Origin of the sequence: Paraburkholderia yinzeri (assembly GCF_046581065.1) — a bacterium.
Taxonomy (GTDB): Bacteria; Pseudomonadota; Gammaproteobacteria; order Burkholderiales; family Burkholderiaceae; genus Paraburkholderia.
In genome coordinates, this window is the sequence record NZ_JBFOCJ010000002.1 from 1,006,262 (window position 1) to 1,032,781 (window position 26,520).

Consider the following 26,520-nt stretch of genomic DNA (forward strand, 5'->3'; position numbering starts at 1 on the left):
GCAGCCGGCCTTTCCGGCGCGTCGATCGAGCGGCCCCATTCCGGCAAGCAAGCATCAGGCACGCACATGGACACCTCGCTCTCGGCCTTCGACCTGGCCCGGCTGCAATTCGCCTTCACCGTTTCCTTCCACATCGTTTTTCCCGCGCTCAGCATCGGCCTCGCGAGCTTCATCGCCGTGCTCGAAGGCTGCTGGCTCAAGACCGGCAAGACGTACTACAAGGATCTTTGCCTGTTCTGGTCGAAGATCTTCGCGGTCGCCTTCGGCATGGGCGTGGTCTCCGGCGTTGTCATGAGCTACGAGTTCGGCACCAACTGGGCCGGTTTCTCGTCGTTCGCCGGGCCCATCACCGGCCCGCTTCTCATGTACGAGGTCATGACCGCGTTCTTCCTCGAAGCGGGCTTCCTCGGCATCATGCTGTTCGGCTGGAACCGCGTGAGCCCGCGCGCGCACTTCGGCGCGACGCTCATGGTCGCCATCGGCACGCTCATCTCCACGTTCTGGATCCTCGCCTCCAACAGCTGGATGCAGACGCCCCAGGGCTTCGAAGTCGTGAACGGGCATGTCGTGCCCACCGACTGGTTCAAGATCATCTTCAATCCGTCGTTCCCGTACCGCCTCGCGCACATGGCCATCGCGGCTTTCATCGTGGCCGCCCTCGTCGTGGCCGCCACGGGCGCGTGGCATCTGCTCAAGGGACGGCGCGACCCCGCCGTCAAGACGATGTTCTCGATGGCGCTCGGCCTTCTGCTCGTGCTGGCCCCCGTGCAGGCTTTCGTCGGCGACCAGCACGGACTGAACACGCGCGAATATCAGCCCGCCAAGATTGCCGCCATTGAGGGCCTCTGGGACACCGAACAGGGCGGTACCGCGCTCAATCTCTTCGGCATCCCCGACATGCAGGCCGAAACCACGCTCTACGCCGTGTCGGTCCCGCACCTCGGCAGCCTGATCCTCACGCATAGCTGGGACGGCGAGATTCGCGGCCTGAAGTCGTTCCCGCCCGATCAGCGCCCCAACTCGACGCTCGTCTTCTGGACCTTCCGCATAATGGTGGGCCTGGGACTCCTGATGATCGTGCTCGGCGTGGCCGGCTGGGTTCAGCGCCGGCGCGGCCGGCTCTACGAGTCGCGCGGGTTCCAGCGCTTCGCGCTGGCAATGGGCCCCACGGGCTTCATCACGCTGCTCGCCGGCTGGATCACCACCGAAGCCGGCCGCCAGCCCTGGGTCGTCTACGGCGTGATGCGCACGTCGCAGGCGGTGTCGCCGCTCACGACGCAGCAGGTGAGCGTTTCGCTGATGGCCTTCGTGGTCGTGTACTTCCTCGTGTTCGGCACCGGCATCTACTACATGCTCAAGCTGATCCGTAAGGGGCCCACACTGCCGGACCAAACAGACGAGACGGGCCAGGCGGGCCATCGGCCCGAGAGCGGGCGGCCCGCCGCCCCGACCGGAAGCCAGACCGCGCGCCGTCCGCTCTCGGCCGCCGATCAACTGATCGACGCCTGATCCCCTTCCCTCGCTTCGTATCGATAGCCACGCAAAAGAGGCAAGCAAAAATGGATGTCACCGTCATCTGGGCTGCGATCATCGCACTCGGCATCTTCATGTATATCGTGCTGGACGGCTTCGATCTGGGCATCGGCATCGTGTTTCCGCTCTTCCCCGACGAGCACGAGCGCGATCTCATGATGGACACCGTCGCCCCCGTCTGGGACGGCAACGAAACCTGGCTCGTGCTCGGCGGCGCCGCGCTCTTCGCCGTCTTTCCGGTGGTGTATGCCACCGTGCTCTCCGCGCTCTATCTGCCGCTCGTGTTCATGCTCGCGTGCCTGATCTTCCGCGGCGTTTCGTTCGAGATTCGCGCGAAGGCCAACCGCACGAAGCATCTTTGGGATCTCGCCTTCATCGGCGGATCGGCAGGCGCCGCGTTCTTCCAGGGCATCGCGCTCGGTGCGTTCCTGCAGGGCATCCCGGTCGAGGGCGGCCGCTTCGCGGGCAACGCCTTCGGCTGGCTCACGCCGTTCAGCCTGCTCACGGGGTTCGGGCTCGTCGCCACCTACGCCCTGCTCGGCAGTTGCTGGCTCGTCGCCAAGACCGAGGGCGATCTGCAACGCCGCCTGCACCGGCTCGTGTGGCCTCTCACGATGGTCCTGCTCGTGTTCATCGCACTCGTGAGCGTCTGGACGCCGCTGCAGGACGCCAGCATCGCTTCGCGCTGGTTCGACGCGCGGCTCTTCTGGCGTCTCGCCCCGGTGCCGCTGCTCGTGCTGGCCTGTGCGTACTGGATGCATCGCGCCGTGCGTGCGCGCCATCACAACACGCCGTTCATCGCGGCGCTCGGCCTCGTGGCGCTCGGCTATCTCGGGCTGCTCGTGAGCCTGTGGCCCTACGCGATTCCGCAGAGCCTCACGCTCTGGGAAGCAGCCGCGCCGCGTTCGAGCCAGATGTTCACGCTCGTCGGCGCGGCGGTGATACTCCCCGTCATTCTGGCGTACACGACGATGGGCTACTGGGTCTTCCGCGGAAAGGTGCGTCATGGCGACACCCATCACTATCACTAAGCGGCGCACGCTGCCGGGCTGGCTCTGGTTCGTACTGCTATGGTGCGCGGGCGTAGCCGGGGCGGTTTCGTTGGGCTGGGCGTTCAAGATTCTGATGAATCTCACGCTGTTCGCGGTGAAATAAGCGCCATCGGCGCGCGGCGCTTCCCGACTCCGCGCTAGACTGTCGGCCATCTGTTACTCGAACGATAGCGACCATGCAACCGATGTCTTTCATGGAATGCGTGAAGCGCGCCTGGGCCAGCGCGCGCGCAGCCGCGACGCAGATGCCCCTGCTGATGCTCGGCGCCTTCGTGGTCTACACCGTGCTCGGCTGGATCGCCTTCGCCGGGCGGCCCGTGCCCGGCGAGGGCGAAATGCCGTCGGGCGCGCTCGTGCTCGCCGCCGATATCGCTTCGCTGCTGAACTCGATCGTCTATCTCGGGTTCGTCGTCAAGGTGCATCGCTTCGTGCTGCAGGGCGAGCACGCGGCGCCGCTCGTCCCGCTCGGCGGCAAGCCGCTCATGCGCATGTTCGGCGTGGGCGTCGTGCTCACCTTCGCGCTGATCGTCACCGCGCTCGTGCTTTACGCCGTGCTGCGGCCGCACTATGCGGGCGGCGTCGCGTTCCTCGGGTTCCTCGTCGGTGTCGTCTGGATCTACATCGCCGTGCGGCTGAGCCTGCTCTTTCCGTCGCTCTCGCTCGGCAACCCCATCGCACTGCGCGCCGCCTGGCACGACAGCCGCGGCCATTTCTGGAGCCTGCTGGGCGTGCCGTTCGTTGCCGTGCTGCCGCTCGCGCTGATCGCCATCGGCGCGGTCGGCATCACGCCCGCCATGCTCGACTCGCCTGCGCGGCTTCTCGTGCTCGCGGCCAGCCAGAGTCTCGCGAATATCGTCTTCGTGTTGCTCACTGCAGCGGCCCAGGCATGGCTTTACCGGCGCCATGCCGAGCGCTTGCCCGCGCCGCCCGAAGTCTGAGGCCTTAGGCTAAGCCAAGGCCCGAAGCCGCCGCGACGCGCGCCGCCCACAGCGGCGCACCGCGTCACCAGATGCCCGGCACGAAGCGATAACGCACGCGCTGCATATACTCGCGGTAGCCGGGCAGCCCCTCGGCCAGCACGCGCTCTTCTTTGACCGCTCGCCAGCCGATGGCCACCATCATGAGGGGCACGCCCGCGAGCCCCCACCACGAACCCAGCATCAGGGGCGTGCCGGCGAGCAGCAGCATGGCGTAGGCGTACATCGGATGGCGAATGTGGGCATACGGCCCGGTATCGCTCACCGCATGGCCGCGCTCGCGCTGGATCGCCACGACCGGCGCGGCGTAGCGGTTCGCGGCGAACACGCCGCGCGTGAGGTAGATGCAAAGGAAGATTGCAATGGCGCCCACCACGCTCAGCCAGAGCGGCACGTGCGACCCGCCGCGGCGCACGGCATCGACGCCGATCAGCACGAGCCACGCGCACCAGCCCACCGTGACCATGAGCATGAACACCCGGTCCCAGGTACTCTGGCCGCGCCGCGCATAAGGCGAGAGGCGCTCGGCCAGCAGCCCGGGATCGACGCGCGCAAGCCAGAGACCGAGCCAGAGGCTCGTGGCCGCGAACTCCGCCAGCCACAACCAGGCGGCGAGCCACGCGAGCGTCCCCGCCGCGCCGAACAACAGCGCGCCCATGAGCGCGAGCCACGTCACCGTAATCGCGATCATGCGACCGATCATTGCCGACTCCTTCGCCTGGTTTATCCGCGTTTATTCGCGCTCAGTCACCCGGCGCGCGACCCGCAATCCGCGCATACAGCGTACCTGCATCGAAGTCCGAAGCATCGATGCCGAAGCTCGCGTGCAGGCAACCCATCAGGTCGTCCGCGCCGGCAATCCTGCGCGTAAGCGTGCGGCGGCCGCTCGCATCGCGCTCGGTATAGCGGTCGTTGAACAACGCCATGCGGCCGCCCGCTCTTACGCCGCACGCGATGAGATTGCCCGCGAAAAACGAATCCGGCGACGTCGACGTGTACCAGTTCGCGACTTCGTAATCGACCCATTCGGCCGGCGTCGATTCGAAACGATACACATCGCTCCAGGTGTCGCCTTCCTGCACGGCGAGCTTCCACATGCCATCGGGCTGAACCGCGAGGCGCGCGAATTCGAGCGGGGTGGACTGCGGCGCCTGCGAAGCGAACGCGAGCGGCGCGCAAAGCGTCGTGCCGCCGAACCCGACGTCGGCGAGCCATGCCGCATCGTCCATCTCCACACGCAGGAGCATGTGCGTGCGCGCCGTGATCGCACCCGCTGGCCGCCCGTACAGCACGCGCGCGGCAAGCGGCGTCACGCGAAAACCGAGCGCCGCGAGTGCATGAGCGAAGAGCGTGTTGTGTTCGAAGCAATAGCCGCCGCGACGCGCATCGACGAGCTTCGCGACGATGTCTTCGAGCCGGATCGAGATGCGCCGGCCGGCGAGAACGTCGAGGTTCTCGAAGGGGATCGCGAGCGGATGAAGCCGATGCAAGACGCGCAGCACGTCGAGCGTGGCCGCGCGCGGCCCGTCGTAGCCGATACGCGCGAAATAGCGGTCGAGTCCGGCGCGCCCGTCGAGACGCGAATCAAGGAAAAAGTCGCGAGAAAAACCGGAAGCGGTCATGAGCAGTTCGTCCGATGAAAATGCGCGCCGCCGGGCGCGCACGGCCATTCACGTAGCGATGATAGGCGACTTCCGCCTCCCCGCCGATCGACGTCGCTTCTGACTGGCTGCAAGCCCAAACAATGCATTTCGACAGCCATTTGTAAACACACTGCATCCCCCAAGTAATTCTTATGAGAATCATTCTCATTTGTGTTGACTCTTGTATTCCTGATGGGTACGATGGGCCCCGTTCGCTGGCCTCCCAATGGCGGCGATAAAGAGAATTCATGTGCAGCGGTGTCCACATCGTGGACATCGACATAATCAATAAGGATCTCGATGAAGTTCTCCCGGTCAGTTCGTCCCGCCGCGCTGTGCGGCTACGGGATCCGGCGCCGTTTCCCGGCGCTGCGCAGGCTCGCCCTGTCCGTTGCGTTTGCGACCCTCGCGAGCGGCGCCGCCCACGCCCAGGCAACCGCCAACCCCGACGCCAATCCGGAAGCCCCGGAAGCCGACCTCGCCATCCAGGCGCAACCGTCCAACTTCTGGACCGGCATCTGGAGCCGCCAGAACCTGCTCGGCGACATGGGCGGCCTGCGCCCGTGGATGGGCCAGTACGGCTTCTCGTTCCAGCTAACCGAGACGAGCGAATATCTCGCGAACCTGCGCGGCGGCCTGAACCGCGGCGGCACCTATGACGGCCTCACCACGGCGACCCTGCAGCTCGATACGAGCAAGTACTTTGGCGTCCCGGGCGGCCTCTTCAATATCAGCGCGCTCAACATTCACGGCTCGAACCTGAGCGCGCTGAATCTCGGCACGCTGAACACGGCGAGCGGCATCGAAGCGCAGGACACCACGCGCCTGTGGGAGATGTGGTACCAGCAGTCGTTCCTCAACAAGCGCGTGGACGTGAAGATCGGTCAGCAAAGTCTCGACCAGGAATTCATGGTGAGCCAGTACGCGTCGCTCTTCGTGAACACGATGTTCGGCTGGCCGGGCCTGCCTTCGTACGACCTGCCCAACGGCGGCCCCGCCTACCCGCTCTCCGACCTCGGCGTGCGCCTGCGCGGCCAGATCAACGGTTCGCTCACCGGCCTGATCGGCGTGTTCGACGCCGACCCGCTCGGCAACGACCCGAACAACCTGAGCGGCACGAACTTCAATCTGCACAACGGTGCGATGGTGATCGGCGAGCTGCAGTACGCGATCAACCAGCCGGCCGAAGGCGATCTCGTGAGCGCCGACGCCAGCAAGAAGCTGCCGGGCACGTACAAGCTGGGCTTCTGGTACAACAGCGACTCGTTCGCCGACCAGCAGAATTCGTCGATCCAGCACAAGGGCGACTACAGCTTCTACGCCGTCGCCGACCAGATGATCTGGCGCCCCGATCCCGACGAGCCGCGCAGCATTGGCGTGTTCGCACGCGTGATGGGCGCGCCCAGTGACCGCAACGAGGTCAGCGTGAGCGCCAACCTCGGGATCGTGATGAAAGCGCCGTTCGCCGGCCGCGACAACGACAGCGTGGGTCTGGCTCTCGCCTATATCAAGGTGAGCAACGACGCGGCCGCGGCCGACCTGGCTGCCGGAAACGTTCCGCGCGGCAGCGAGACGGCCCTCGAGGCGACCTACCAGTATCAGGTCAATCCCTGGTGGCAGATCCAGGCCGACGCGCAGTACACGTTCAACGCCGGTGCGGGCCAGAACCCGGACAACCCGACAGAGGCGCTGCGCAACACGTTCGTGGTGGGTCTGCGCACCAACATCACGTTCTGACCCGACGCCCTGTCACAACCGATCGAAACCTGATCCCATGGCCAACACCAAGTCCTCGCGAGTCCTTGCCGTCATGAGCGCCCCACGCGGCGCACGGTTTGCTTGCGGGGCACGGAGATTCACGATGAAACATGCTACGCGCACGCTCCTGCAACGCACGGCCCACTTCACGCGCGCCGCGCTGGCGCTCGCCGCGGCGGCCACGCTCACCGGCGCCCCGCTCGCCGCTCACGCCGATTCCGAAGGCCTGCTGCCGTCCGTCCACAAGGACACCACGCTCATCAACACCGTCCCCGACAACGGCGACCAGAACCCGTACGCGATCGTCGTCGCACCGGTCAGCGCCGGCACGGTCAAGACAGGCGACGTGCTCGTGGACAACTTCAACAACGCGGCCAACCTGCAGGGCACGGGCTCGACGATCGTCGATTACCACCCCGACACGAAGCAGATGTCGCTCTTCGCGACGATCCCGCGCGACCTGAAGGAATGCCCGGGCGGCGTCGGCCTCTCCACGGCGATGACGATGCTCAAGTCGGGCTGGGTGATCGTGGGCAGCACGCCCTCCAACGACGGCACGACCGGCACCAAGGGCGCCGGCTGCCTGATCGTGCTCGATTCCAGCGGCAAGATCGCGAAAACCATCAGCAGCCCGAACATCAACGACCCGTGGGGCAACATGGCCGTGGTGGACAACGGCGACCATGCCACGCTGTTCTTGAGCAACGCCGGCTTCGGCGTGGGCGGCGCGGACGGCAACCCGCCCGTGTTCAAGCAAGCCACCGTGCTGCGCCTCGACCTCGACATCCCGAGCGGCCAGGTGCCGGTCGTGAAGAGCGAGACCGTGGTGGCGAGCGGCTTCGGCGCGCAGGCCGACAAGGGCGTGTTCCTCGTCGGACCGACGGGCCTCGCGCTCTCCGCCGACAACAAGCTGCTCTACGTCTCGGACGCAATCGGCAACCGCGTCAACGTGATCGAGGATCCGCTCACGCGCGACACGAGCGCCGGCGTTGGCCGTCAGCTCACGGCGGATGGTATGCTCCACCGCCCGCTCGCGATGATCATGACGCCGCAAGGTCACCTGCTCGTCACGAATGCGCTCAACGGTCAGGTCGTGGAGATCGACCCGGCCGCGGCGAAGCAGCTCTACGCACGCTGGATCGATACGGACAAGGCGCAGACGCCTCCGGGCAACGGCGACCTGTTCGGCATCGCGCTGACGCCGGCGGGCGACGGCTTCTACTACGTGGAAGACGACGTCAATACTCTCGTACTGGCAAAATAATCATGTCCTCCGAAGACCCCACAAACACACCCGAGCGCCCCACGCGCCGGGGCTTCCTGAAGGCCGGCGGCGCCGCGGTCGCGGCGAGCGCGACGCTAGGCGCCGGCTTGTCCGCGCCCGGTGTCGCGCACGCGGCCATGGAAGCGAAGAAGCACGCGGCAAGCATGGACCCGCTGCTCGCCGTCGAGCCGTTCTACGGCGAGCACCAGGGCGGCATCGCCACGGCGCAGCAGGCGCACACCTATCTGGCCGCATTCGACCTCACGACCACCTCGCGCGAGGACGTGATCAACCTGCTCAAGCAGTGGACAGAATCGGCCGCGCGCATGACGCAGGGCCAGCCGGCCGCGGCGCTGGAAGGCACCGGCGACGATCACCCCGCGCCCGACTCCGGCGACGTGCTGGGTCTCGGGCCGGCCGGCCTCACGGTGACGTTCGGCTTCGGCCCCGGCCTCTTCACGTCCGAAGGCAAGGACCGCTACGGTCTCGCGAGCAAGCGGCCCGCCGCGCTCGTGGATCTGCCGCGCTTCAACGGCGACCAGCTCGTGGCCGAAAAGACCGGCGGCGACCTCTACGTGCAGGCCTGCGCGAACGACGCCCAGGTGGCGTTCCACGCGGTGCGCCAACTCGCGCGCCAGGGCTACGGCGTCCTGCGCATGCGCTGGGGCCAGGCCGGCTTCCTCTCGGGCCCGAAGGGCCAGACGCCGCGCAATCTGATGGGCTTCAAGGACGGCACGGACAATCCGGCGATCGGGAATCCGAAGGAGCTGAACGAATTCGTATGGGCGAACGATGCCGACGCGCCCTGGATGCAGGGCGGCACGTACACGGTCGTGCGCCGCATCCGCATCACGCTCGAACACTGGGACCAGATGGAACTCGGCTTCCAGGAGCAGGTGTTCGGACGACAGAAGTACAGTGGTGCGCCCATCGGCAAGGAGAAGGAGTTCGACCCGGTCGATCTCGCCGCGCAGGACAAGGATGGCAATCCGCTGATCCCGGAAAACTCGCACGTGAGGCTGTCGCATCGCTCGACGAACAACGGGGCGCGCGTCCTGCGCCGTTCGTACTCCTACAACGACAGCGCGAACTTCTATATCGAGCGCTGGCCGCCGTGGCGCCAGGAAACCGAGTACGACGCGGGCCTGATTTTCATCGCTCACCAGGGCGACCCGCGCGCGGGCTTCATTCCGATCAACGAAAAGCTCTCGAAGTTCGACATGATGAACCAGTTCACGACCCACATCGGCAGCGCGATCTTCGCGTGCCCGCCGGGCGCGAAACCCGGTTCGTACATCGGCGCGGAGCTGTTCTCGGCCTGAGTGAATGCCCTGAGGATCGCCTGGGGAATGGATGACCCAGGCGCCTTTCTTCATCAACGGATAACGACACATCATGAAGCTTTCGTTCCCCGGCGCGCCGCTGCGCGCCGCCGCCCTGAGCGTCGCGCTGGCCGTGGCCGGCACGCTGCCGCTCGCCGCTCGCGCCGATTCGATCACGGTGTACAACGCCCAGCACGAGCAGGTCATGAACCAGCTTGCCAAGGACTTCGAACAACAGAGCGGCATCAGCGTGAAGGTCCGCACCGATGAAGGCCCCGCGCTTGCCGCGCAGATCGTCGCGGAAGGCGACAAGTCGCCCGCCGACGTCTACTTCACGGAAAACTCGCCCGAGCTGATGCTGCTCGAAGAGAAGAGCCTGCTCGCACCCGTGCAGTCCGCCACGCTTTCCGCCGTGCCCGCTCGCTTCAGCTCGCCGGCCGGCCAGTGGGTGGGCGTGACCGCGCGCGAAAACGTGCTCGCGTACAACACGGCGAAGGTCCAGCCGGCGCAGTTGCCGCAGTCGCTCATGGATCTCGCGAAGCCCGAATGGAAGGGCAAGGTCGGCATCGCGCCGTCCGACGCCGACTTCCTGCCGCTCGTGGACGCCATGATCGCCGCCAAGGGCGAAGCCGCGACGCTCGAATGGCTCAAGGGCCTGAAGGCCAACTCGCAGATCTTCGACGACGACGAAGGCGTGGTCGCCGCCGTGAACCGCGGCGCGGTTGCCACGGGCATCATCAACAACTACTACTGGGATCGTCTGCACGCCGAAGTGGGCGACGCCAAGACGCGCAGTGCCGTGGCGCACTTCGCGAACGGCGACATCGGCGCGCTCGTGAACGTCTCGGGCGCCGCCGTGCTGAAGTCGGCGCACAACGCCGACGGCGCGCAGAAGTTCCTCGCATACCTCGTGAGCGATCGCGCCCAGAAGCTGATGGCGCAGGACCACATCAGCTTCGAGTACCCGCTGCGCCCCGGCGTGGCCGCCGACCCGATCAACAAGCCGTTCGACCAGCTCCATCCGCCGCAACTGACGATCGAGCAACTGGGCGACGACAGCCAGGCCGGCAAGCTGCTGCGCCAGGCGGGTCTTCTGTAACCGTAACTGCAATACCGGCACTATCGTGAGTGAAGCTGTCACCACGGCGCCAGCCATCGAGGAGTCGGGCGGCCACGCGCCGCCCGCGCGGCGACGTGTGCCGCGCGCGCTGGTCGCCGCCGCGCTCCTCGGCCCCCTGCTGGTGCTGCTCCCGCTCGCGCTGACGTTCTGGCGCGCGCTTTCGTTTGGATTCGCCGACGCCGCCGACCTGATCTTCAGGCCGCTCGTCGGCGAACTGCTGGTCAACACGCTCTCCATCACGGTCTCCGCGACGCTGGCCTCGGCCGTGCTCGGCACCGCCGTCGCCTGGTTCGTCGAGCGCACCGACGTGCCCGGACGTCGCGTCTGGGCCTTGCTCGCCGCCGCGCCGCTCGCGATGCCCGCGTTCATCACGAGCTTCGCCTGGATTTCGCTGAGCCTCGATCTGCAGGACTTTCTCGGCGCCTTCATCGTCATCACGACGGCCTATTTCCCGCTCGTCTATCTGCCCGTGGCCGCCGCGCTGCGCGGGCTCGACCCCGCGCTCGAAGAAACCGCGCGCGCGCTCGGCTGCAATCGCTGGAACACCTTCGTGCGCGTGGTGCTGCCGCAATTGCGCCCCGCCCTTCTCGGCTCCATGCTGCTCGTCGCGCTCGGCGTGCTGGCCGAGTTCGGCTCGTTCCAGTTGCTGCGCTTTCGCACTTTCACGACCGAGATCTACGCCGAGTACCGCACGAGCTTCGACGGCGGCGGCGCGTCGCTGCTCGCCTGCGTGCTGATCCTGCTGTGCCTCGTCGTGCTCGCGCTCGAATTCCGCGTGCGCGGCCGCGCACGCTACGAGCGCGTGGATCGCGGCACGCGCCGCGCCGTCACGCGCCATGCGCTCGGGCGCTGGCGCTGGCCCGTCGCAACAGCCTTCCTCGGGCTCAACATCGCCACGCTGGGCGTGCCGCTCGGCATGATCGGCTACTGGCTCACGCAGCCCGGCGCGGCCGCGATCACGCCGGCCGACGTCTCGCCCGAACTGCTCTTCGAGACCACGTTCGCTTCGCTGCGCCTCGGCCTCACGGCCGCCGTCGTGACGACGCTGCTCGCGCTACCGCTCGCGTACCTGCTCGCGCGCTATCCGGGGCGCCTCGCCACGTTCCTCGAACGCACGACGTTCGTGGCGCAAGGCGTGCCGAGCATCGTCATCGCGCTCGCGATCGTCTCGCTTGCCGTGCGCGTGCTCACGCCGCTCTATCAGAGCACGACGCTCCTGATCGTCGCCTACGCCATGCTTTTCCTGCCGCTCGCGCTCGTGAGCGTACGCGCCGCGCTGCTGCAGGCGCAGCAGCGGCTCGAAGACACGGCGCGCTCGCTCGGTCTCGGCTGGTTCGAAACGCTGCGCCGCGTGGTGCTGCCGCTTGCTGGCCCCGGGCTCGGCGCCGCGGCTTCGATGGTGTTCATCTCCGTCGTCACCGAACTCAACGCGACGCTGCTGCTCTCGCCCATCGGCACGCACACGCTCGCCACCCAAGTCTGGAGCGACACCGCCACGCTCGCGTTCGCCGCCGCCGCGCCCTATGCCGCGCTGCTCACGGCGCTTTCGCTCGCCGCATCGGGACTGCTGTTCGCATTCGCGGGCAAGAGCGCGCTCGCCGCGCATTCGGTCACGCCGCCCGAAGTGACCTCCTGACCGCCTCCACCGTATCGCCCATGAGCACTCTTCGCATTTCCGGCCTGCAAAAGGCGTTCGACGGCCACCCGGTGCTGCACGGCATCGATCTTTCCGTGAAATCGGGCTCGCTGCTCGCGCTGCTCGGGCCTTCGGGCAGCGGCAAGACTACGCTCCTGCGCGTGCTGTGCGGCTTCGAGCGCGCCGACGCGGGCACGATCGAAATCGACGGCCGGCGGGTGGCCGGCGAGGGCCAGCATCTGCCCGCCGAGAAACGCCAGATCGGCTATGTGCCGCAGGAAGGCGCGCTCTTCCCCCACCTCACCGTGGCCGAGAACATCGTGTTCGGCCTGCCGCGCACGCAACGCCGCGCGCAGCATCGCGTGGCCGAGCTGCTCGAACTCGTCGGCCTTCCGGAGTCCTATGCGAAGCGCGCACCGCAGCAGCTTTCGGGCGGCCAGCAGCAGCGCGTGGCGCTCGCGCGCGCGCTCGCGCCGTCGCCGGGTCTCGTGATGCTCGACGAGCCGTTCTCGTCGCTCGACGCCGCGCTGCGCATCGAAACGCGCGAAGCCGTCGCGCGCGCGCTCGCCGCGGCGGGCGCGACCGCCGTACTCGTCACGCACGATCAGGCCGAAGCCCTCTCGCTGGGCCACGAGGTCGCGGTGCTGTGGCGCGGGCGATTGCTCCAGACCGCCGCGCCGCAGGCGCTCTATCGGCGCCCCGTCACGCGCGAGCTGGCAGCGTTCATCGGCGAGGCCGTGCTGCTGCCGGGCACGGTGGCGGACGGCCGCGCGCGATGCGTGCTCGGCACGCTGCCCGTGGTGGAAGGCTCGATGGCCGCCGACGGCGACGTCGACGTGATGCTGCGCCCCGAGCAGATCGACGTGCTGCCCGAAGACGCGCAGCGCAGCGGCGCGCTCGACGCCCTTGTGCGCGACATCAGCTTCGAAGGGCAGGACGCGGCGCTCACGCTGCAATTGCTCGATTCGCCGACCACGGTGCGCGCGCGCGTGCCGGGCTACCGCACGCCGCGCCCCGGCGAGCGCGTGCGCCTCGCGGTAGGCGGCGAAGTCAACGTCTACCCGCGCTGACGCCGCACCGAAAGATCCTGCACCATCTGCTGTGCCAGGTAATCGCAGGTAGGCCGGTTCGACTTCACGCTGCGCGCGACGATGATGTCGAGCGGCTCGATCTTCGGCAAGCCCTCGTCCTCGCCCAGAATCGCGAAGCGCGACGGCACGCTGCAGCGCGTAAGCGCGACGACGGCGATACCCGCCTCGACCGTCGCCATCAGCCCCATCAGGCTCGCGCTGCTATAGGCGGCGCGATAGCGGATCTGCGCCGCATCGAGCGCCGCCACCGTATGCGCGCGCGCCACGCTGCCATGCTCGTAGAGCCCCACCGGCAGCGGCGACATGGCGAGCGGCGCGGGGTCCTCGGCCGAGCCCACCCACACCATGTCCTCGCTGCGCACGAACTCGCCGCGCAGCTTGCGGTCGCGCGTGACGAAGGCGAGATCGATCTTGTTGTCCGCCAGCATCGGCCCTAGCGCCACGCTTTGCGCGCAGACGATCTCGATCTCCACATGCGGATAGAGCGTCGAGAAGCGCCGCAGCACGGGCGACAGCAACGCCGCCATGTAATCGTCGGGGGCGCCCAGCACGACGCGCCCCGTCACCTCCGGCCGCACGAGCGCCGACCAAGCCTCCTCCTGCAGTTCGAGCGCGCGCCGCGCGTATTCGAGCAGCGTGCTGCCCGGCCGCGTGAGCGCGAGATTGCGCGTATCGCGCGTGAAGAGCGTGGTGCCGAGCATCTGCTCGAGCCGCTTGATCTGCATGCTCACGGCCGCCTGCGAACGGTGCACCGCGACCGCGGCTCGCGTGAAGCTGCCCGCGTCGGCCACGGCTACGAAGGTGCGCATGAGGTCGAGGTCGAATTCCGGGGTCATGATTCATCAGCGGTATTGATGGAATTGTTCAATTTAATTCGTTTGCCTGCGGTCTGCAACTGACGAATACTGGGGCGGTTTTCTTCCCTCTTTCGCGTCACGAACCTATGCAAACCGCGAGCCCGACCCACCGCCAGCAAGGCGCCCTCATGCTCGCGAGCGGCGGGCTGCTGATGGGCACGATCGGCGTCTTCGTCGAAGAAGCGCGGCTGGGCGCCATGACGCTCGTGTTTTTCCGCTGCTTCTTCGGCATGCTGGCGCTCGCGGCGTACTGCCTGTACAAGGGCTGGCTCTCGCCGCGCCAGTTCACGCGCCGCACGCTGGCACTCGCGGTTTTATCGGGAGTGCTGATGGTTACGCAGTGGGTCGCATTTTTCGATGCAATTCACCGCACGAGCATTGCCGTCGCGACGGTGGTGTTCCATGTGCAGCCGTTCTGGGTCGTGCTGATCGGCGCCGCGCTCTTTCACGAACGCCTCGGCGCGGACCGGCTGGGCTGGATCGGCATCGCGTTCGCGGGGCTCGTGCTCGCGTCGGGCGTGCTGGCCGAGGGCGCGTTGCAAGGGCATCAGCGCTATCTGATCGGCGTGGCCGAAGCGCTGGGGGGATCGGTGCTCTATGCGAGCGTCACACTGATGGCGAAGAGCCTGGGCGGACTGCGTCCGCATCTGCTGACGCTCACGCAATGCGCCGTGGGCGCCGTATGCCTGCCGCTGATCGCCCCGTTCTTCGCGCCGCTCGAACTGGCGCATATCTCGGCCGCGCAATGGGGCTGGGTAATCGGCATGGGGGTGCTGCACACGGGGCTTTCGTATGTGCTGATCTACGGCGCGCTGCCGCAGCTCACGACACCGGTGATCGCCGTGCTGCTGTTCGTCTACCCGCTCACGGCAATCGCCGTCGACGCGCTGGTGTACGGACGCGCGCTCAGCGTGCCGCAACTGGGCGGCATGGCGCTGATCGTGGTGGCCAGTCTGGGCGTCAATCTCGGGTGGCGGCTGTTTCCGCCGGTGATGGCGCGGATGCGGCGGTAGGGTCGACGGGTTCATGGAAGAAGCCTGCATTCCCGCTGACTTCCTCCCTATTCGGCGAAGACCTCCTGCAACGTCCGCAGAGTGTGCCGAAGCGTTTCTTCGGGGACCGAACCCTCCTTCTTGACCAATCGCACCTTGTCCACTGCACGAACCTGATCGAGAAGGACGAGACCCTGCTTCCGCTTGAACGTAACCGGAATTCGAAACGGTGCCGGACGGCCCTTCGAAGTCATCGGAGCAACGATGACTGTCCGTAAATGATCGTGCATTTCAGACGGGGAAATCACGACACAGGGGCGCGTCTTTTGAATCTCGCTGCCCAGTGTCGGGTCGAGCGCGACCAGCCACACTTCCCCTCGCACTACCATTCAAGCTCCGCATCGTCGGCATTCGGAAACTCACCCATCACAAGCGCATCATCGCCACTCTGGGCGAGCGCTTTGCTCGCCTCCGCCCAGCCTTCACGAGCCGGTTGCCGCGGCCGCCTCAGCACGATTGCGTCGTTTTCGATTTCCATTTCCACTTCGTTCTCCAATCCCAACTGTGCCAGAACGGGCTTCGGGATCAGCACGCCCTGCGAATTGCCCATCCTGCGGATTGTCGTTTTCATGACCTCACCGTAATCACAATGTTATTCCACGCCCTCATGAGACGTCAACACAATGTTATTACATTGCTGCGCTCGCGTCACCCCGGCAATGCCTCGCCCTTCGTCTCCGGCGCGAACGGAATAATGAACAACCCGGCTATGAACGCCAACGCCGTGAGCGCCACTGGTACACCCAGCGTGTGCATATGCAGCACCGCCGCGCCGAGCAGGAAGTTCACCCCCGCCCCCACGAAACGCCCGAACGACGTGCAGAACGCGAACGCCGTGGCGCGCACGCGCGTGCCGAACTGCTCCGGCAGCCAGAGACTGAACAGCGCGAAGTTGCCGCCGAAGAAACCGAGCACGAAGAGCAGCACGATGAACGGCACGAGCCCGTTCTCGAGGTAATAAGCCCAGCCGAAACTCGCTGCAATCGCTATCGCCATCCCCGCAAAATAGATCGCGAGCGTCCACTTGCGCCCCACACGCTCCGCCATCGGCGGCAGCACGAGACAGCCGAGGATCGTACCGATGGAGAGGAGTCCTGTCGCAATCGAGGCCGTGCGGATCGCCTGGGCCTTGCTCGCACCCGCACGCGTCGCGAGCTGGATCACGGCGGAAGGCTCGTACACCGCGCCCGCCCACAGGCCGATGATCGCGATGGTGAGCAACGCGCACGCCACGATGGTGCGCCGGCGATAAGCGGTCCCGAAGATCTCGCGCAGCGGGCGGCCTTGATGCTCGTGGCTCGCCTCCGACTTCTGCCACTTGTCCGGCTCTTCCACGCGCAGCAGCACGAGAATGGCCACCACCACCGGAATCGCGCCGGTGAGGAACATCGCGCGCCAGCCGAAGTGCACGCCAATGGTGTAGTTCAGCGCCGCGGCGATGAAGAAGCCCGCGTAGTAGCCGGTCTGCAGATAGCCCGCACCCATCTTGCGGCGGTCCTCCGGCCAGGACTCGGCCACGTAGGTGCCGGCCAGCGCCCACTCGCCGCCTATGCCGACGCCCGCGAGGAAGCGGTAGATGGCGAGCGCCCACACGCTCTGCGCCGTGGCCGAAAGGCCCGTGAAGATGGCGAACATGAAAATGGTGCCCGCTAGCACGCGCGTGCGGCCGAAGCGGTCGGCAAGCGGGCCCCAGATGAACGAGAGCCCCCAGCCGACCAGGAACAGCGCAAAAAGAATCGAGCCCGCGAGCCCGATGTTCGATGGAGTGGCCGCATAGCCCGAGTGCGGCAGCAACTCGGTGAGCGCGGGCGTGAGCACGAGCGCGTAGATGAACGAGTCCATGCCGTCGAGCGTCCAGCCGGCCCAGGCGCCCCAGAAGCCTGCGATCTGCGAACGGTTCAGCGGTGTTTTGGGCCGCGCTCGCCGCGCCGCACCGGTAATCGAATTCATGATGCTCCTCGTCCCATGCAAAGCAATCGGCGCGGTTCGTATCGCGACGATTCGTCTGAAGAAAACGCTGCTACTTCCCCGTTTACGGCACCTTCTCGTTCAGCTTGATGGGGCTTCCACCCTCGCTGTTTTATATATAATATTTGATCTCATGAGCGACGTAACGGCTGGTTTTCCCCTGGAAGGCGACACGACGGCGACCGGCCTGCCGGCCGCGGCGGCACCGCGCCCCAGCACTTCCCACGTGATCGCAAACGCCCTGCGCGACGCCATCGTGACGGGCACGCTCGCGCCCGGCGCGCCGCTGCGCCAGGACGCCATTGCGCGCCACTTCTCGGTGAGCGCCATTCCCGTGCGCGAAGCGCTGCGCCAGCTCGCCAGCGAAGGCTGGGCGCGTATCGAGCTCAACCGGGGGGCAAGCGTCGCGCCGCTCTGTGCGGACGAAGCGCGCGAGATCTACGAGATGCGCTCCGCGCTGGAGAGCCTCGCGCTCGGCCTCGCCATCCCGAAGCACACCGCGCAGTCGCTGCGCGAGGCGCGCGCGCTCGCCGACGCTGCAAAACGCGAGCGCGATCCGTCGCTCTACGTGGCGCGCAATGAAGCGTTCCACACGAGCCTCTATGCGCCCGCCGGCCGGCCCCACCTGATGGAGACGCTCGCCTCGCTGCACCGGCGCGGCGAGCGCTATCTGCGCCTGAAATTCGGCTTTCCCGAGTACAAGGGCGAGTCCGACGCCGAGCATGCCGAGATCCTCGCGGCCGTCCAGCGCGGCGACATTCCCGCCGCCCAGGCGCTCGTGGCCGCGCATCTGCTCGGCACGGGTGAATTGATCTATCGTTTTCTCACCGAGCGCGCCGCGGCACTGCCCGCCGCCAAAAAAGCGCGCTCTTCGTCTTCCCGCTCACGGAGCTGATCTGCCGATGAAGCCTCTCGCCGCCGCACCCGAATCACATCCTCCCGCCCTGGCGCCGCGCTCGTGGACCACGCGCCGCGACGAAAAAACCCGTCGCCTCGCCGCCGTTGCCGGCTGGCTCGAAGACGGTGTCCTGCCCGCCGCGCGCATGACCGACGCCCTCGAACTGCTGATCCGCCCGGGCGACCGCGTCGCCCTGGAGGGCGACAACCAGAAGCAGGCCGACTTTCTCTCGCGCTCGCTCGCAAAGGCCGATCCCGGCAAGCTCAACAACATTCATCTGCTCATTTCGAGCATCAGCCGCCCCGAGCACCTCACGCTCTTCGAGCGCGGCATCGCCCGGCGCGTCGACTTCGCGTTCGCTGGGCCGCAGAGCCTGCGCGTGGCGCAGTTGCTTGAAGACGGGCAGCTCGAAGTCGGCGCGATTCATACGTACGTCGAACTATATGCGCGCATGTTCGTGGACCTGATTCCTCAGGTCGCACTGCTGTGCGCCGAGAAAGCCGATCGCCACGGCAACCTCTACACGGGTCCGAACACCGAGGACACCCCCACCATTGCCGAAGCCGCCGCCTTCAGCCAGGGTATCGTGATCGTGCAGGTCAACGAGATCGTCGACGAGCTGCCGCGCGTCGATATCCCCGGCTCGTGGGTCGACGTGGTCGTACAGGCCGACCGCCCCTTTGCGGTCGAGCCGCTCTTCACGCGCGACCCGCGCCATATCGGCGATCTGCAGGTGCTCACCGCGATGATGGTCATCAAGGGCATCTATGCGCCGTACGGCATCACGGCGCTCAATCACGGCATCGGCTTCGACACCGCTGCGATCGAGCTGCTGCTGCCCACCTACGGCGAGTCGCTGGGCCTCAAGGGCAAGATCTGCCGCAACTGGACGCTCAATCCGCATCCCACGCTGATTCCCGCCATCGAGTCAGGCTGGGTGGAGAGCGTGCATTGCTTCGGCAGCGAAGTGGGGATGGAGGCGTACATCGCCGCGCGCCCCGACGTGTTCTTCACGGGCAGCGACGGCAGCCTGCGTTCGAACCGCGTGCTGTGCCAGCTCGCGGGGCAGTACGCGGTCGATCTCTTCATCGGCTCGACGCTGCAGATCGATGCCGACGCGAACTCTTCCACGGTCACGCGCGGGCGCCTCGCCGGCTTCGGCGGTGCGCCGAACATGGGCCACGATCCGCGCGGCCGCCGCCATGCGAGCGAGGCCTGGCTCAAGCTGCTTAAAAATACGGGCCCGGTCTCGCGCGGCCACAAACTCGTCGTGCAACTGGCCGAGACCTGGAAGAAAGGCGGCGAGTCGACCTTCGTCGACGAACTCGACGCCATCGCCGTGGGCGAGAAGAGCGGCATGCCCGTCGCGCCCGTCATGATCTACGGCGACGACGTGAGCCACGTCGTCACCGAGGAAGGCATCGCGCATCTGCATCGCGCGGAAGGCGTGGAAGAGCGGCGCGCGGCGCTGGCCGCCGTGGCGGGCGTGACGCCCATCGGCCAGCGCGCGAAGCCGGAGAAGACCGGCGAATTGCGCCGCCGCGGCATCGTTCAGTTCCCCGAAGATCTCGGCATCCGCCGTGGCGAGGCGAAGCGCTCGCTGCTCGCGGCGCGCAGCATCGACGATCTCGTGACGTGGTCGGGCGGGCTCTACACGCCGCCCGCGCGTTTTCGTAGCTGGTGAGCGCGATGCGCACGCTTGCGTTCGATACCCAGGCCACCCTGGCCGAGAGCAACGGGGCACCGCTTGCGCGCGATCCGCATGCCGCCTTCGCGGCACGCGACGAAGCCGCCTGCCCCGACGCTCAACTGGCGCGCTTCGCGCGCGACGCGCTGATCGACGAGGCACGGCTCACGCCGAAGCCCGGTCTCGTCGACGCGCGCGGCAACGGTGCGCACAGCGACCTCGATCTCGCGACCATGCTGCGCTCCGCGCATGCGCTCGAACCGACGTTCCGCGCGCTCGCGCGCGCCTCGCGCGGCGCGACGCCCGGCGTCGCCCTGCGCACCGATCTCGCACGCATCGGCCGTGCCGGCGAAGCCGCGATGATGCGCGCGACGAACGGCAGCAATACGCATCGCGGCGCGATCTGGATCATCGGTTTGCTCGTGGCGGGCGCGGCCATCGTGCATGCGCCGCCGGACAGCGATGAATCGGCCTGCGCCCACGCCTCGCGCATCTGCGAAACCGGCGCGCAGATCGCCCGCTACGACGACCGCTTCTACGATCCCCACGCGCGCCCCACACTCAGCAACGGCGAGCGCGTGCGCCGGCAATACAACGTAGGCGGCGCGCGCAGCGAAGCGCAGGACGGCTTCCCGCACGTGACGCATGCAGGCCTGCCCGCCCTGCTCGAAGCGCGCGCGCGAGGACAGGACGAAGGCACCGCACGCGTCGATGCGCTGCTCGCGATCATGGCCTCGCTCGACGATACCTGCGTGCTGCATCGTGCGGGCCACGCCGGCCGCGAAGCCGCGCAAGCCGGCGCGCGGCGCGTGCGCGAGGCCGGCGGCATCGCCACCCCCGCGGGCCGGGCCGCGTTCGATTCGCTCGAACGCTCGCTGCTTGCGCTCAACGCATCGCCGGGCGGCGCGGCCGACCTGCTCGCCGCCACGCTCTTCATCGACAGACTCGTTCAGCACCGCATTGGCGGAGGAACAACATGGAACAACTGACTTTCGACTATCCGGCGCAGCGCGCCGTCACGACGCGCGCGCACGTGGGCGTCGTCGGCTCGGGCGATCTCGAAGTGCTGCTGCAGCCCGCCGGCGACCTGCGCGCGCGCGTGACCGTGCATACGAGCGTGGACGGCTACGGCCACATCTGGAAGAGCGTGCTCGACCGCTTCTTCACGCGCTACGACGGCGCCGCCGAAATCGAGATCAACGACTTCGGCGCGACGCCCGGCATCGTGGCGCTGCGGCTTGCGGAAGCCGTGGAAGCGGCCGAGGACGCGGCACAAGGAGCGCAATCATGAACGCCGTACCGGAAAGCACGCCGCGCGCGCTGCTGCGCGAGAGTTTCATCGAACTCACGGCGCGCGAACGCGCGCGCGCGCTGCTCGACGCGGGCTCGTTCCGCGAACTGCTCGGCCCGTTCGATCGCCTCGAATCGCCGTGGCTGCCGCTGCAGGGCATCGTCTGCCAGGCCGACGACGGCGCGGTCATCGCGCGCGGCACCATCGACGGCGAGCCCGCCGTCGTGGCGGCCATCGAATCGGCGTTCCAGGGCGGCAGCATCGGCGAAGTGTCGGGCAGCAAGATCGCCGCGGCGCTGGAACTCGCGCTGGCCGACTGCGAGCGCGGCAAGATCGTGCGCCCCGTCGTGCTGTTCGAAACGGGCGGCGTGCGTCTGCAGGAAGCGAACCTCGGTCTCGCCGTGATTTCCGAAATCCAGGCCGCCATCGTCGCGCTGCGGCGCTACGTGCCGGTCGTGGGCGTGATCGCGGGCATGGTCGGCTGCTTCGGCGGCATGTCGCTCGCCGCGGCGCTGTGCTCGTATCTCGTGATGACGAAGCAGGGACGGCTCGGCATGAACGGCCCCGAGGTGATCGAGCAGGAAGCGGGCATCGAGGAACTCGACGCGAGCGATCGCCGCCGCGTGTGGCAACTGATCGGCGGCGAGCAGCGCGCGCGGACCGGCTACGCGGATGCGCTGGTGGAAGACGCCGTGGACGACGTGCGCGCCGCCGTGCAGGCGGCCTTCGCGCGCGGCGTGCCTGCTGCCGCGCGCAGCGAGCAGGTCGACACGTACCTCGCGAAGCTCGCGGCGATCGACCCCACTACGGTGGCGCCCGAAACGATGCGCGCCGTGTTCGGCGCGACACCCCTCAGCTCCGGTGGAGAAACGGCATGAGCGATACGATTTCGAGCCGCGGCGCGCAGTGGCTGCGCGCCCTCGCAGGCGACAGTGCCGCCCGGGCCAACGGCGGCGCGGTGCACTACGCCGATGCCCCGCTCGGCGACGAAACCGCTCGCTTCATCGCGGTCGTGCCCGATCCCGACAACCGCTTTCCGCGCGCGCGCGATAACGTCGTGGGCCTCGAACAAGGCTGGCGCCTCGCGCAGACCGTGCGCGAAGCGATCGCCGCCGATGCCGCCGGCCCGACCCGCCGGCCCATCGTCGCGGTGGTCGACGTAAAGAGCCAGGCCTATGGCTATCGCGAGGAAATGCTCGGCATTCATCTGGCGTGCGCCGCCGCCGTCGACGCCTACGCGAGCGCGCGGCTCGCGGGCCATCCCGTGGTCGCACTCATCGTCGGGCCGGCCATGTCGGGCGCGTTCCTCGCGCACGGCTACCAGGCCAATCGCATTGTCGCGCTCGACGCGGAGGGCACGATGGTCCACGCGATGGGCAAGGAAGCGGCCGCGCGCGTCACGCGGCGCAGCGTGGAGGAACTCGACGCGCTAGGCGAAACGATCGTGCCGATGTCGTACTCGATGGCGTCGTTCGGCAAGCTCGGGCTGCTCGACGAACTGATCGAAGGCGTGGATGCGGACGCACCGAGCGCGGAGCAGACTGCCCGCGTGCGCGACGTGCTCGCGCGCATGGTGGGCGAGGCCCGCGCAGACCGGCGCGATCTCTCGCACCGCCTGCAAGGCGATGCCGCGCAGCGCACGCGCGCGGCGTCGATCGAGGTGCGCAAGCGCCTCGCGCATCAGTGGGATGCGAGCTGATGCGCGTCTGCGCCGCGCCACCGTTCGCCGCCGACGCCCCGCGCGTCGCGGATGCGCGCTGGCGTGCGCACGATCTGCTGCGCGTGTTGCGCATCCCTCGCGCGCATGACGAGCCCGAATGGGTGCATACGGCGCTGGAACGCGCGCCGTGGGCAGTCGTCAGACGCGCAGAAGCGCCGGCGGGCTTCGTTGCGGCGGGTGTGCGCGGGGCGGCGCGCGACCAACGATTCGGAACGTGGCTGCATCATCAGGACATCGAAGCGGTTTGCTCGCCGGAAGACCTGTTGCAGAGGGAACCGCAGGCCGGACGCAGCACCCTGCCCGCGTTCGTGGCCCTGGCGCTGCTGCGCGAAAGGGTGTCGCCGCTACACTCGCTGGCCTGGGGCCCGACTGGCAGCACCGGGTTCGAGCTGGCCTCCGGCCTACCCACGCTATCGTCCTCGAGCGACCTGGACCTGCTGATCCGGTTGCCCGAGCGCAGCGAGGCCGCCCTGCTCCGCACGCTTGCCGACGTGCTCGCCCACGCCTCGGCGCGCGCCGGTACGCGTGTCGATGCGCAGGTGGAAACACCCCTGGGCGGCGTGGCGCTGACCGAACTCGCCGCGGGCAAGCCACGCGTGCTCGTGCGCGCGAGCGACGGCCCGCGCTTCGTCGCCGATCCCTGGTTTGCGTCATGACACTCGCGCTAATGTTCCCCGGCCAAGGCGCGCAAAGCCCCGGCTTTCTTCACCGGCTGCCGTGGCACGAAGCCGTGGCGGCGACGCTGGACGAAGCATCGGCGGTGCTGGGCCTCGACGTGCTCACGCTCGACAGCGCCGATGCCCTGCGCTCCACCGTGGCCGTGCAGATCGGCCTCACGGTGGCCGGCGTCGCCTGTGCCCGCGCGCTCGCGCACGAAGGGCTCACGCCGCAGTTCAGCGCCGGCCTTTCGGTCGGCGCCTTTCCTGCCGCGGTCTCCTGCGGCGCGGTCTCGTTCGGCGACGCACTGCGGATGGTCCGCAAACGCGCCGAACTGATGGAAACAGCCTGGCCAAGCGGCTATGGCCTGACCGCCATCTCGGGCCTCACCGAAACGCAGGTCGAAACGCTGGCGCGCGCCCAGCTTCAGGCAGGCGGCGAACCCGTGTACGTCGGCAACGTGAACGCGCCGCGCCAGATCGTCGTGGCCGGCGCCGATAGCGCCCTGGATGCGTTCGCCGCTCGCGCGCTCGCCCAAGGCGCGAGGAAGGCGCAGCGCCTCGCGGTATCCGTTCCTTCGCACTGCGAACTATTATCGGACGCGGCAGAGCAGCTTGCGGCATGGGCGCACGGCATTCCCTTTCGCGCGCCGCAGAGCGTCTACATCGACAACCGGGGCGGCCGCCCGCTCCACACTGGCGACGCGATCCGCGCGGATCTCGCCACCAACATGCGCCACACCGTGCGCTGGTTCGACGCCCTCACCGTGATGGTCGAGTCGGGCGCAACAGTGCTGGTAGAGGTGCCGCCGGCGCAGGTGCTCACCGACATTGCCCGCGAGCAATTCCCGGACGTGACCGCGTTGAGCGCTTCGACGCTGCCGCTCGAACGGCTGATCCCGATCGTACGGCGACGTCTGGGCGAGGACGCGTGAATCGGACGAATACGTTGTTTATGCGCATAAAGTGGTATTCGATTTCCTTCAACCGGGAGCCGAAGCCAGGCACAGCAAGTCATACCGGTTAATTTTCGCCAATACGGCAGGCATTCCGCCGTCATTTGCGCGCAATTACCGCCTCCCCCGCAACTCCGGCATCACGACCCGGAACGTGAGGTTCAGCCGCTCGCCGCTTACCGCCGGCTCCTTCGGCACGCGGTGCCGCCACTGTGCCTGGGTCTTGCCGCGCATCACGAGCAGGCTGCCGCCCGTCAGGCGGAACGAGCGCGTCACCCCTGTCGCGTTGTGCCGCAGATCGAAGCGTCGCGTCGCGCCGAGACTCACCGACGCAATGACAGGCTCCGGACCCAGTTCCGGCTCATGGTCGGCATGCCAGCCCATGCTGTCGGCGCCGCTGCGGTAACGGTTGAGCAGCACGCTATTGAAGCGAGCGCCGCACAAGGCCGATACGGCGTCGCGCAATTCCGCCACGGCCGGGGTCCAGGGCTGGGGCACGTTGCGTATGCCCGAATAGATATAGACGGCGTCGGGCTCGCCAAGCCAGGCCGTCAGGCGCGGCTGATCCACCCAGCCGCCCGGCGTACGGATGCGTTCCTGACGCCAGTCCGTTTCGGCCACGATGCGCGCGAACAGGATCGTGGCCTGCTCGGGGGCGAGCCAACCGGGATGCCACGCCACATCGGGTTGCGGCGCGTCGTCGAAAAGGTCGAACATGAAAGAGATTGCGTGGGCGAAATCAGACGAATAGGTGCAGTGTTGCACGGAATGCCCGCGTGCGACGCCACCCGCAAGCATGCGCACGCGCTACCTGCTTTCGGGATGCAGCACTCAGGTAAAGAGTGCGATATAGAAAACGATCGCGCCGACAAGCGCGCCGATGAAGCAGAAGCCTTCAGACGCGGCGTCGGTCGTGCGCGAGCGCAGCCAGCCGCCAACGGCACCGAACAGCCCCGCGATGCCCAGCGTGACGAACACCATCACGACATAGAACAACGCGGTACGGCCAAGCTCCGAGATATCGACGTGCCTGACGAACAGGTAGAGTGCCAGCGCCATGACCGATAGCACGACGAGCGGCAGCATGACGTGACTGCCCTCGTAACCGACATGGCGGCCATGATGCTCCTGGCCTGCAGGCTTGATGGCTTTCATGACCTGTCTCCCCCTTGGCGTCCCACATACTGCGCGGGATCTGATTTGAGCATAGTCCACCGGCTGGTCGTGTTCAATGGACGTTTAACAGTACCGGGCCCGCGCGAGCCGCCGGGAATGACCGAGACAAGATTGTGCCGCGCTGAAATGAGGGGACGCACCCGCACCGGCTTGATGACTGCTTTGCACTCTGCTTTTGAGTGCGTGGACGGCGCGGAGATTGACCGTTAGTTGCGTTAATTACAAACCCAATGTGCGGATTAGCCAAGGGTTTTATCAGGCAATCAATAATAAGTAGTCCGATACATCAATCTCGCCCCCTCTCCCATCCCACGCATGGCCAAGAGCCCCCGCGTGCCGGCCACACACCGGCACGCAGAAGCTTTGCCATGGCGTTCAATCCCGTGCCATCAGAACATCAAGGCGCACCGGAACGGAAAAGTGCGCGCGCCGTCCAGCGCCGCCACCAGCCGGCGACCGCCAGCGGCGGCGCGGCCGGCCAGCCGCTTTTCGGCGGTTCCGGCTCCGCGCGTGGCGGCGCGGAGCCGACGTCCCCGCTGTCGTCCGGGGTCGCATACGCCCAATACTCGTAAGGATGCAAGATCCGCACGAGCGACAGGGGCGCGGAGAACGTCCCGCGCGTATCGTGCAGCGTCGAAGTTTCGGTTCGGGGCCGGCCCGCGCGCCGGGTTGGATAAAGCGCCGCGTCCTGGGTGTCGCGGCGGTCAAGCGATGGCTTCTTCGCGTTCATGTTCGTCTCCGTTGAGGGATGCCGGGTAGTGGATGCCGGCAAACGGAGACGCCACAAAAAGAAAAGGCCTCATCCGTATCACCGGCGAGGCCTGTTGAGCTTCACTTCCTGGATCTAACGCAAACAGGCCTCC

The 26,520-nt window shown here is 67.4% G+C and carries 28 protein-coding genes; 19 read left to right on the top strand and 9 right to left on the bottom strand.

The genetic code is table 11. From position 1 onward, the window contains the following. Window positions 1-66: 66 nt before the first annotated feature. From WJ542_RS21545 to WJ542_RS21560, 4 genes are all read left to right on the top strand, one after another. On the top strand, window positions 67-1,509 hold the full coding sequence (locus WJ542_RS21545) for a cytochrome ubiquinol oxidase subunit I (protein WP_411191500.1): 1,443 nt from the start codon (window positions 67-69) through the stop codon (window positions 1,507-1,509). A gap of 50 nt (window positions 1,510-1,559) precedes the next feature. Next, window positions 1,560-2,564 carry a cytochrome d ubiquinol oxidase subunit II gene (gene cydB, locus WJ542_RS21550; protein WP_411191501.1) on the top strand — a complete coding sequence of 335 codons (1,005 nt, stop codon included), beginning with the start codon at window positions 1,560-1,562 and terminating at the stop codon, window positions 2,562-2,564. Beyond that, window positions 2,539-2,688: a hypothetical protein gene (locus WJ542_RS21555; RefSeq protein ID WP_411191502.1), complete on the top strand. Its 150-nt coding sequence runs from the start codon at window positions 2,539-2,541 to the stop codon at window positions 2,686-2,688. The genes cydB and WJ542_RS21555 overlap by 26 nt, the downstream gene beginning before the upstream one ends. A 73-nt stretch (window positions 2,689-2,761) precedes the next feature. Then, window positions 2,762-3,523, top strand: coding sequence for a hypothetical protein (locus tag WJ542_RS21560; protein ID WP_411191504.1), 762 nt, complete (start codon window positions 2,762-2,764; stop codon window positions 3,521-3,523). A 64-nt stretch (window positions 3,524-3,587) separates the two neighbouring features. Here the strand turns inward: WJ542_RS21560 and WJ542_RS21565 are convergent, their stop codons facing one another. Both WJ542_RS21565 and WJ542_RS21570 read right to left on the bottom strand, forming a co-directional pair. Then, window positions 3,588-4,265, bottom strand: coding sequence for a methyltransferase family protein (locus tag WJ542_RS21565; protein WP_411191505.1), 678 nt, complete (start codon window positions 4,263-4,265; stop codon window positions 3,588-3,590). Window positions 4,266-4,305: 40 nt separating this feature from the next. Beyond that, entirely contained in the window at window positions 4,306-5,184 is an 879-nt protein-coding gene (locus tag WJ542_RS21570) for an arylamine N-acetyltransferase family protein (RefSeq protein ID WP_411191506.1), read from the bottom strand. Window positions 5,185-5,505: 321 nt separating this feature from the next. On the opposite strand from WJ542_RS21570, the gene WJ542_RS21575 reads away from it, so the two are divergent. From WJ542_RS21575 to WJ542_RS21600, 6 genes are all read left to right on the top strand, one after another. Further along, complete coding sequence (locus WJ542_RS21575) at window positions 5,506-6,942, top strand: carbohydrate porin (RefSeq protein WP_411191507.1); 1,437 nt, start codon at window positions 5,506-5,508, stop codon at window positions 6,940-6,942. A gap of 124 nt (window positions 6,943-7,066) precedes the next feature. Then, a complete protein-coding gene (locus WJ542_RS21580; RefSeq protein ID WP_411191508.1) occupies window positions 7,067-8,227 on the top strand; it encodes an NHL repeat-containing protein in 1,161 nt (386 codons plus the stop codon). 2 nt (window positions 8,228-8,229) lie between these two features. Then, complete coding sequence (gene efeB / locus WJ542_RS21585) at window positions 8,230-9,549, top strand: iron uptake transporter deferrochelatase/peroxidase subunit (protein WP_411191510.1); 1,320 nt, start codon at window positions 8,230-8,232, stop codon at window positions 9,547-9,549. 73 nt (window positions 9,550-9,622) lie between these two features. Continuing rightward, window positions 9,623-10,648, top strand: a complete 1,026-nt coding sequence (locus tag WJ542_RS21590; RefSeq protein WP_411191511.1) for an iron ABC transporter substrate-binding protein — start codon at window positions 9,623-9,625, stop codon at window positions 10,646-10,648. Window positions 10,649-10,673: 25 nt separating this feature from the next. Further along, window positions 10,674-12,305, top strand: coding sequence for an ABC transporter permease (locus WJ542_RS21595; RefSeq protein WP_411191512.1), 1,632 nt, complete (start codon window positions 10,674-10,676; stop codon window positions 12,303-12,305). Window positions 12,306-12,325: 20 nt separating this feature from the next. Further along, a complete protein-coding gene (locus tag WJ542_RS21600; RefSeq protein ID WP_411191513.1) occupies window positions 12,326-13,375 on the top strand; it encodes an ABC transporter ATP-binding protein in 1,050 nt (349 codons plus the stop codon). Here WJ542_RS21600 and WJ542_RS21605 read toward each other — a convergent pair. Further along, window positions 13,363-14,232: a LysR family transcriptional regulator gene (locus WJ542_RS21605; RefSeq protein ID WP_411191515.1), complete on the bottom strand. Its 870-nt coding sequence runs from the start codon at window positions 14,230-14,232 to the stop codon at window positions 13,363-13,365. The two genes, WJ542_RS21600 and WJ542_RS21605, sit on opposite strands and share 13 nt — an antisense overlap. Window positions 14,233-14,339: 107 nt before the next feature. Between WJ542_RS21605 and WJ542_RS21610 the strand changes: the two genes are divergently transcribed. Continuing rightward, complete coding sequence (locus WJ542_RS21610) at window positions 14,340-15,266, top strand: DMT family transporter (protein WP_411191517.1); 927 nt, start codon at window positions 14,340-14,342, stop codon at window positions 15,264-15,266. Window positions 15,267-15,313: 47 nt separating this feature from the next. Here WJ542_RS21610 and WJ542_RS21615 read toward each other — a convergent pair whose 3' ends face one another. The 3 genes from WJ542_RS21615 to WJ542_RS21625 form a co-directional block, all read right to left on the bottom strand. Continuing rightward, window positions 15,314-15,634, bottom strand: coding sequence for a type II toxin-antitoxin system PemK/MazF family toxin (locus WJ542_RS21615; RefSeq protein ID WP_411191519.1), 321 nt, complete (start codon window positions 15,632-15,634; stop codon window positions 15,314-15,316). After that, entirely contained in the window at window positions 15,628-15,876 is a 249-nt protein-coding gene (locus WJ542_RS21620) for an AbrB/MazE/SpoVT family DNA-binding domain-containing protein (RefSeq protein ID WP_411191520.1), read from the bottom strand. The genes WJ542_RS21615 and WJ542_RS21620 overlap by 7 nt, the downstream gene beginning before the upstream one ends. 77 nt (window positions 15,877-15,953) lie before the next feature. Beyond that, window positions 15,954-17,255, bottom strand: coding sequence for an MFS transporter (locus WJ542_RS21625; protein ID WP_411191521.1), 1,302 nt, complete (start codon window positions 17,253-17,255; stop codon window positions 15,954-15,956). A gap of 151 nt (window positions 17,256-17,406) precedes the next feature. Here WJ542_RS21625 and WJ542_RS21630 point away from each other — a divergent pair, with 151 nt between their 5' ends. The 8 genes from WJ542_RS21630 to mdcH are packed head-to-tail and all read left to right on the top strand — an operon-like array spanning window position 17,407 to window position 24,460. Further along, window positions 17,407-18,168 (top strand): GntR family transcriptional regulator, encoded by a 762-nt coding sequence (locus tag WJ542_RS21630; protein ID WP_411191522.1) that lies wholly within the window; start codon window positions 17,407-17,409, stop codon window positions 18,166-18,168. A 7-nt stretch (window positions 18,169-18,175) separates the two neighbouring features. Further along, entirely contained in the window at window positions 18,176-19,855 is a 1,680-nt protein-coding gene (gene mdcA / locus WJ542_RS21635) for a malonate decarboxylase subunit alpha (RefSeq protein WP_411191524.1), read from the top strand. A 5-nt stretch (window positions 19,856-19,860) separates the two neighbouring features. Beyond that, complete coding sequence (locus tag WJ542_RS21640) at window positions 19,861-20,847, top strand: triphosphoribosyl-dephospho-CoA synthase (protein WP_411191526.1); 987 nt, start codon at window positions 19,861-19,863, stop codon at window positions 20,845-20,847. Further along, the gene (locus tag WJ542_RS21645) at window positions 20,835-21,149 is read left to right on the top strand and encodes a malonate decarboxylase subunit delta (RefSeq protein WP_027796194.1); all 315 of its coding nucleotides are present in this window, start codon (window positions 20,835-20,837) and stop codon (window positions 21,147-21,149) included. The genes WJ542_RS21640 and WJ542_RS21645 overlap by 13 nt, the downstream gene beginning before the upstream one ends. Further along, window positions 21,146-22,027 (top strand): biotin-independent malonate decarboxylase subunit beta, encoded by an 882-nt coding sequence (locus tag WJ542_RS21650; RefSeq protein WP_411191528.1) that lies wholly within the window; start codon window positions 21,146-21,148, stop codon window positions 22,025-22,027. Before WJ542_RS21645 ends, WJ542_RS21650 begins: the two co-directional genes overlap by 4 nt. Then, window positions 22,024-22,848, top strand: coding sequence for a biotin-independent malonate decarboxylase subunit gamma (gene mdcE / locus WJ542_RS21655; protein ID WP_411191530.1), 825 nt, complete (start codon window positions 22,024-22,026; stop codon window positions 22,846-22,848). The genes WJ542_RS21650 and mdcE overlap by 4 nt, the downstream gene beginning before the upstream one ends. Further along, the gene (locus tag WJ542_RS21660; protein WP_411191531.1) at window positions 22,848-23,525 is read left to right on the top strand and encodes a malonate decarboxylase holo-ACP synthase; all 678 of its coding nucleotides are present in this window, start codon (window positions 22,848-22,850) and stop codon (window positions 23,523-23,525) included. Before mdcE ends, WJ542_RS21660 begins: the two co-directional genes overlap by 1 nt. Beyond that, entirely contained in the window at window positions 23,522-24,460 is a 939-nt protein-coding gene (mdcH, locus tag WJ542_RS21665; protein ID WP_411191533.1) for a malonate decarboxylase subunit epsilon, read from the top strand. The genes WJ542_RS21660 and mdcH overlap by 4 nt, the downstream gene beginning before the upstream one ends. A 135-nt stretch (window positions 24,461-24,595) precedes the next feature. Here mdcH and WJ542_RS21670 read toward each other — a convergent pair whose 3' ends face one another. From WJ542_RS21670 to WJ542_RS21680, 3 genes are all read right to left on the bottom strand, one after another. Next, window positions 24,596-25,198, bottom strand: a complete 603-nt coding sequence (locus tag WJ542_RS21670) for an alpha-ketoglutarate-dependent dioxygenase AlkB family protein (protein ID WP_411191535.1) — start codon at window positions 25,196-25,198, stop codon at window positions 24,596-24,598. Window positions 25,199-25,312: 114 nt separating this feature from the next. Further along, a complete protein-coding gene (locus WJ542_RS21675; RefSeq protein ID WP_411191537.1) occupies window positions 25,313-25,636 on the bottom strand; it encodes a hypothetical protein in 324 nt (107 codons plus the stop codon). A gap of 418 nt (window positions 25,637-26,054) precedes the next feature. Then, complete coding sequence (locus WJ542_RS21680) at window positions 26,055-26,387, bottom strand: hypothetical protein (RefSeq protein WP_411191539.1); 333 nt, start codon at window positions 26,385-26,387, stop codon at window positions 26,055-26,057. Window positions 26,388-26,520 lie beyond the last annotated feature (133 nt).

Excerpts from the sequence above, each read along its gene's own strand:
- WJ542_RS21545 (WP_411191500.1), top strand. The coding sequence starts at position 67 with ATGGACACCTCGCTCTCGGCCTTCGACCTGGCCCGGCTGCAATTCGCC.
- cydB (WP_411191501.1), top strand. The coding sequence starts at position 1,560 with ATGGATGTCACCGTCATCTGGGCTGCGATCATCGCACTCGGCATCTTC.
- WJ542_RS21555 (WP_411191502.1), top strand. The coding sequence starts at position 2,539 with ATGGCGACACCCATCACTATCACTAAGCGGCGCACGCTGCCGGGCTGG.
- WJ542_RS21560 (WP_411191504.1), top strand. The coding sequence starts at position 2,762 with ATGCAACCGATGTCTTTCATGGAATGCGTGAAGCGCGCCTGGGCCAGC.
- WJ542_RS21565 (WP_411191505.1), bottom strand. The coding sequence starts at position 4,265 with ATGATCGGTCGCATGATCGCGATTACGGTGACGTGGCTCGCGCTCATG.
- WJ542_RS21570 (WP_411191506.1), bottom strand. The coding sequence starts at position 5,184 with ATGACCGCTTCCGGTTTTTCTCGCGACTTTTTCCTTGATTCGCGTCTC.
- WJ542_RS21575 (WP_411191507.1), top strand. The coding sequence starts at position 5,506 with ATGAAGTTCTCCCGGTCAGTTCGTCCCGCCGCGCTGTGCGGCTACGGG.
- WJ542_RS21580 (WP_411191508.1), top strand. The coding sequence starts at position 7,067 with ATGAAACATGCTACGCGCACGCTCCTGCAACGCACGGCCCACTTCACG.
- efeB (WP_411191510.1), top strand. The coding sequence starts at position 8,230 with ATGTCCTCCGAAGACCCCACAAACACACCCGAGCGCCCCACGCGCCGG.
- WJ542_RS21590 (WP_411191511.1), top strand. The coding sequence starts at position 9,623 with ATGAAGCTTTCGTTCCCCGGCGCGCCGCTGCGCGCCGCCGCCCTGAGC.
- WJ542_RS21600 (WP_411191513.1), top strand. The coding sequence starts at position 12,326 with ATGAGCACTCTTCGCATTTCCGGCCTGCAAAAGGCGTTCGACGGCCAC.
- WJ542_RS21605 (WP_411191515.1), bottom strand. The coding sequence starts at position 14,232 with ATGACCCCGGAATTCGACCTCGACCTCATGCGCACCTTCGTAGCCGTG.
- WJ542_RS21610 (WP_411191517.1), top strand. The coding sequence starts at position 14,340 with ATGCAAACCGCGAGCCCGACCCACCGCCAGCAAGGCGCCCTCATGCTC.
- WJ542_RS21615 (WP_411191519.1), bottom strand. The coding sequence starts at position 15,634 with ATGGTAGTGCGAGGGGAAGTGTGGCTGGTCGCGCTCGACCCGACACTG.
- WJ542_RS21620 (WP_411191520.1), bottom strand. The coding sequence starts at position 15,876 with ATGAAAACGACAATCCGCAGGATGGGCAATTCGCAGGGCGTGCTGATC.
- WJ542_RS21625 (WP_411191521.1), bottom strand. The coding sequence starts at position 17,255 with ATGAATTCGATTACCGGTGCGGCGCGGCGAGCGCGGCCCAAAACACCG.
- WJ542_RS21630 (WP_411191522.1), top strand. The coding sequence starts at position 17,407 with ATGAGCGACGTAACGGCTGGTTTTCCCCTGGAAGGCGACACGACGGCG.
- mdcA (WP_411191524.1), top strand. The coding sequence starts at position 18,176 with ATGAAGCCTCTCGCCGCCGCACCCGAATCACATCCTCCCGCCCTGGCG.
- WJ542_RS21640 (WP_411191526.1), top strand. The coding sequence starts at position 19,861 with ATGCGCACGCTTGCGTTCGATACCCAGGCCACCCTGGCCGAGAGCAAC.
- WJ542_RS21645 (WP_027796194.1), top strand. The coding sequence starts at position 20,835 with ATGGAACAACTGACTTTCGACTATCCGGCGCAGCGCGCCGTCACGACG.
- WJ542_RS21650 (WP_411191528.1), top strand. The coding sequence starts at position 21,146 with ATGAACGCCGTACCGGAAAGCACGCCGCGCGCGCTGCTGCGCGAGAGT.
- mdcE (WP_411191530.1), top strand. The coding sequence starts at position 22,024 with ATGAGCGATACGATTTCGAGCCGCGGCGCGCAGTGGCTGCGCGCCCTC.
- WJ542_RS21660 (WP_411191531.1), top strand. The coding sequence starts at position 22,848 with ATGCGCGTCTGCGCCGCGCCACCGTTCGCCGCCGACGCCCCGCGCGTC.
- mdcH (WP_411191533.1), top strand. The coding sequence starts at position 23,522 with ATGACACTCGCGCTAATGTTCCCCGGCCAAGGCGCGCAAAGCCCCGGC.
- WJ542_RS21670 (WP_411191535.1), bottom strand. The coding sequence starts at position 25,198 with ATGTTCGACCTTTTCGACGACGCGCCGCAACCCGATGTGGCGTGGCAT.
- WJ542_RS21675 (WP_411191537.1), bottom strand. The coding sequence starts at position 25,636 with ATGAAAGCCATCAAGCCTGCAGGCCAGGAGCATCATGGCCGCCATGTC.
- WJ542_RS21680 (WP_411191539.1), bottom strand. The coding sequence starts at position 26,387 with ATGAACGCGAAGAAGCCATCGCTTGACCGCCGCGACACCCAGGACGCG.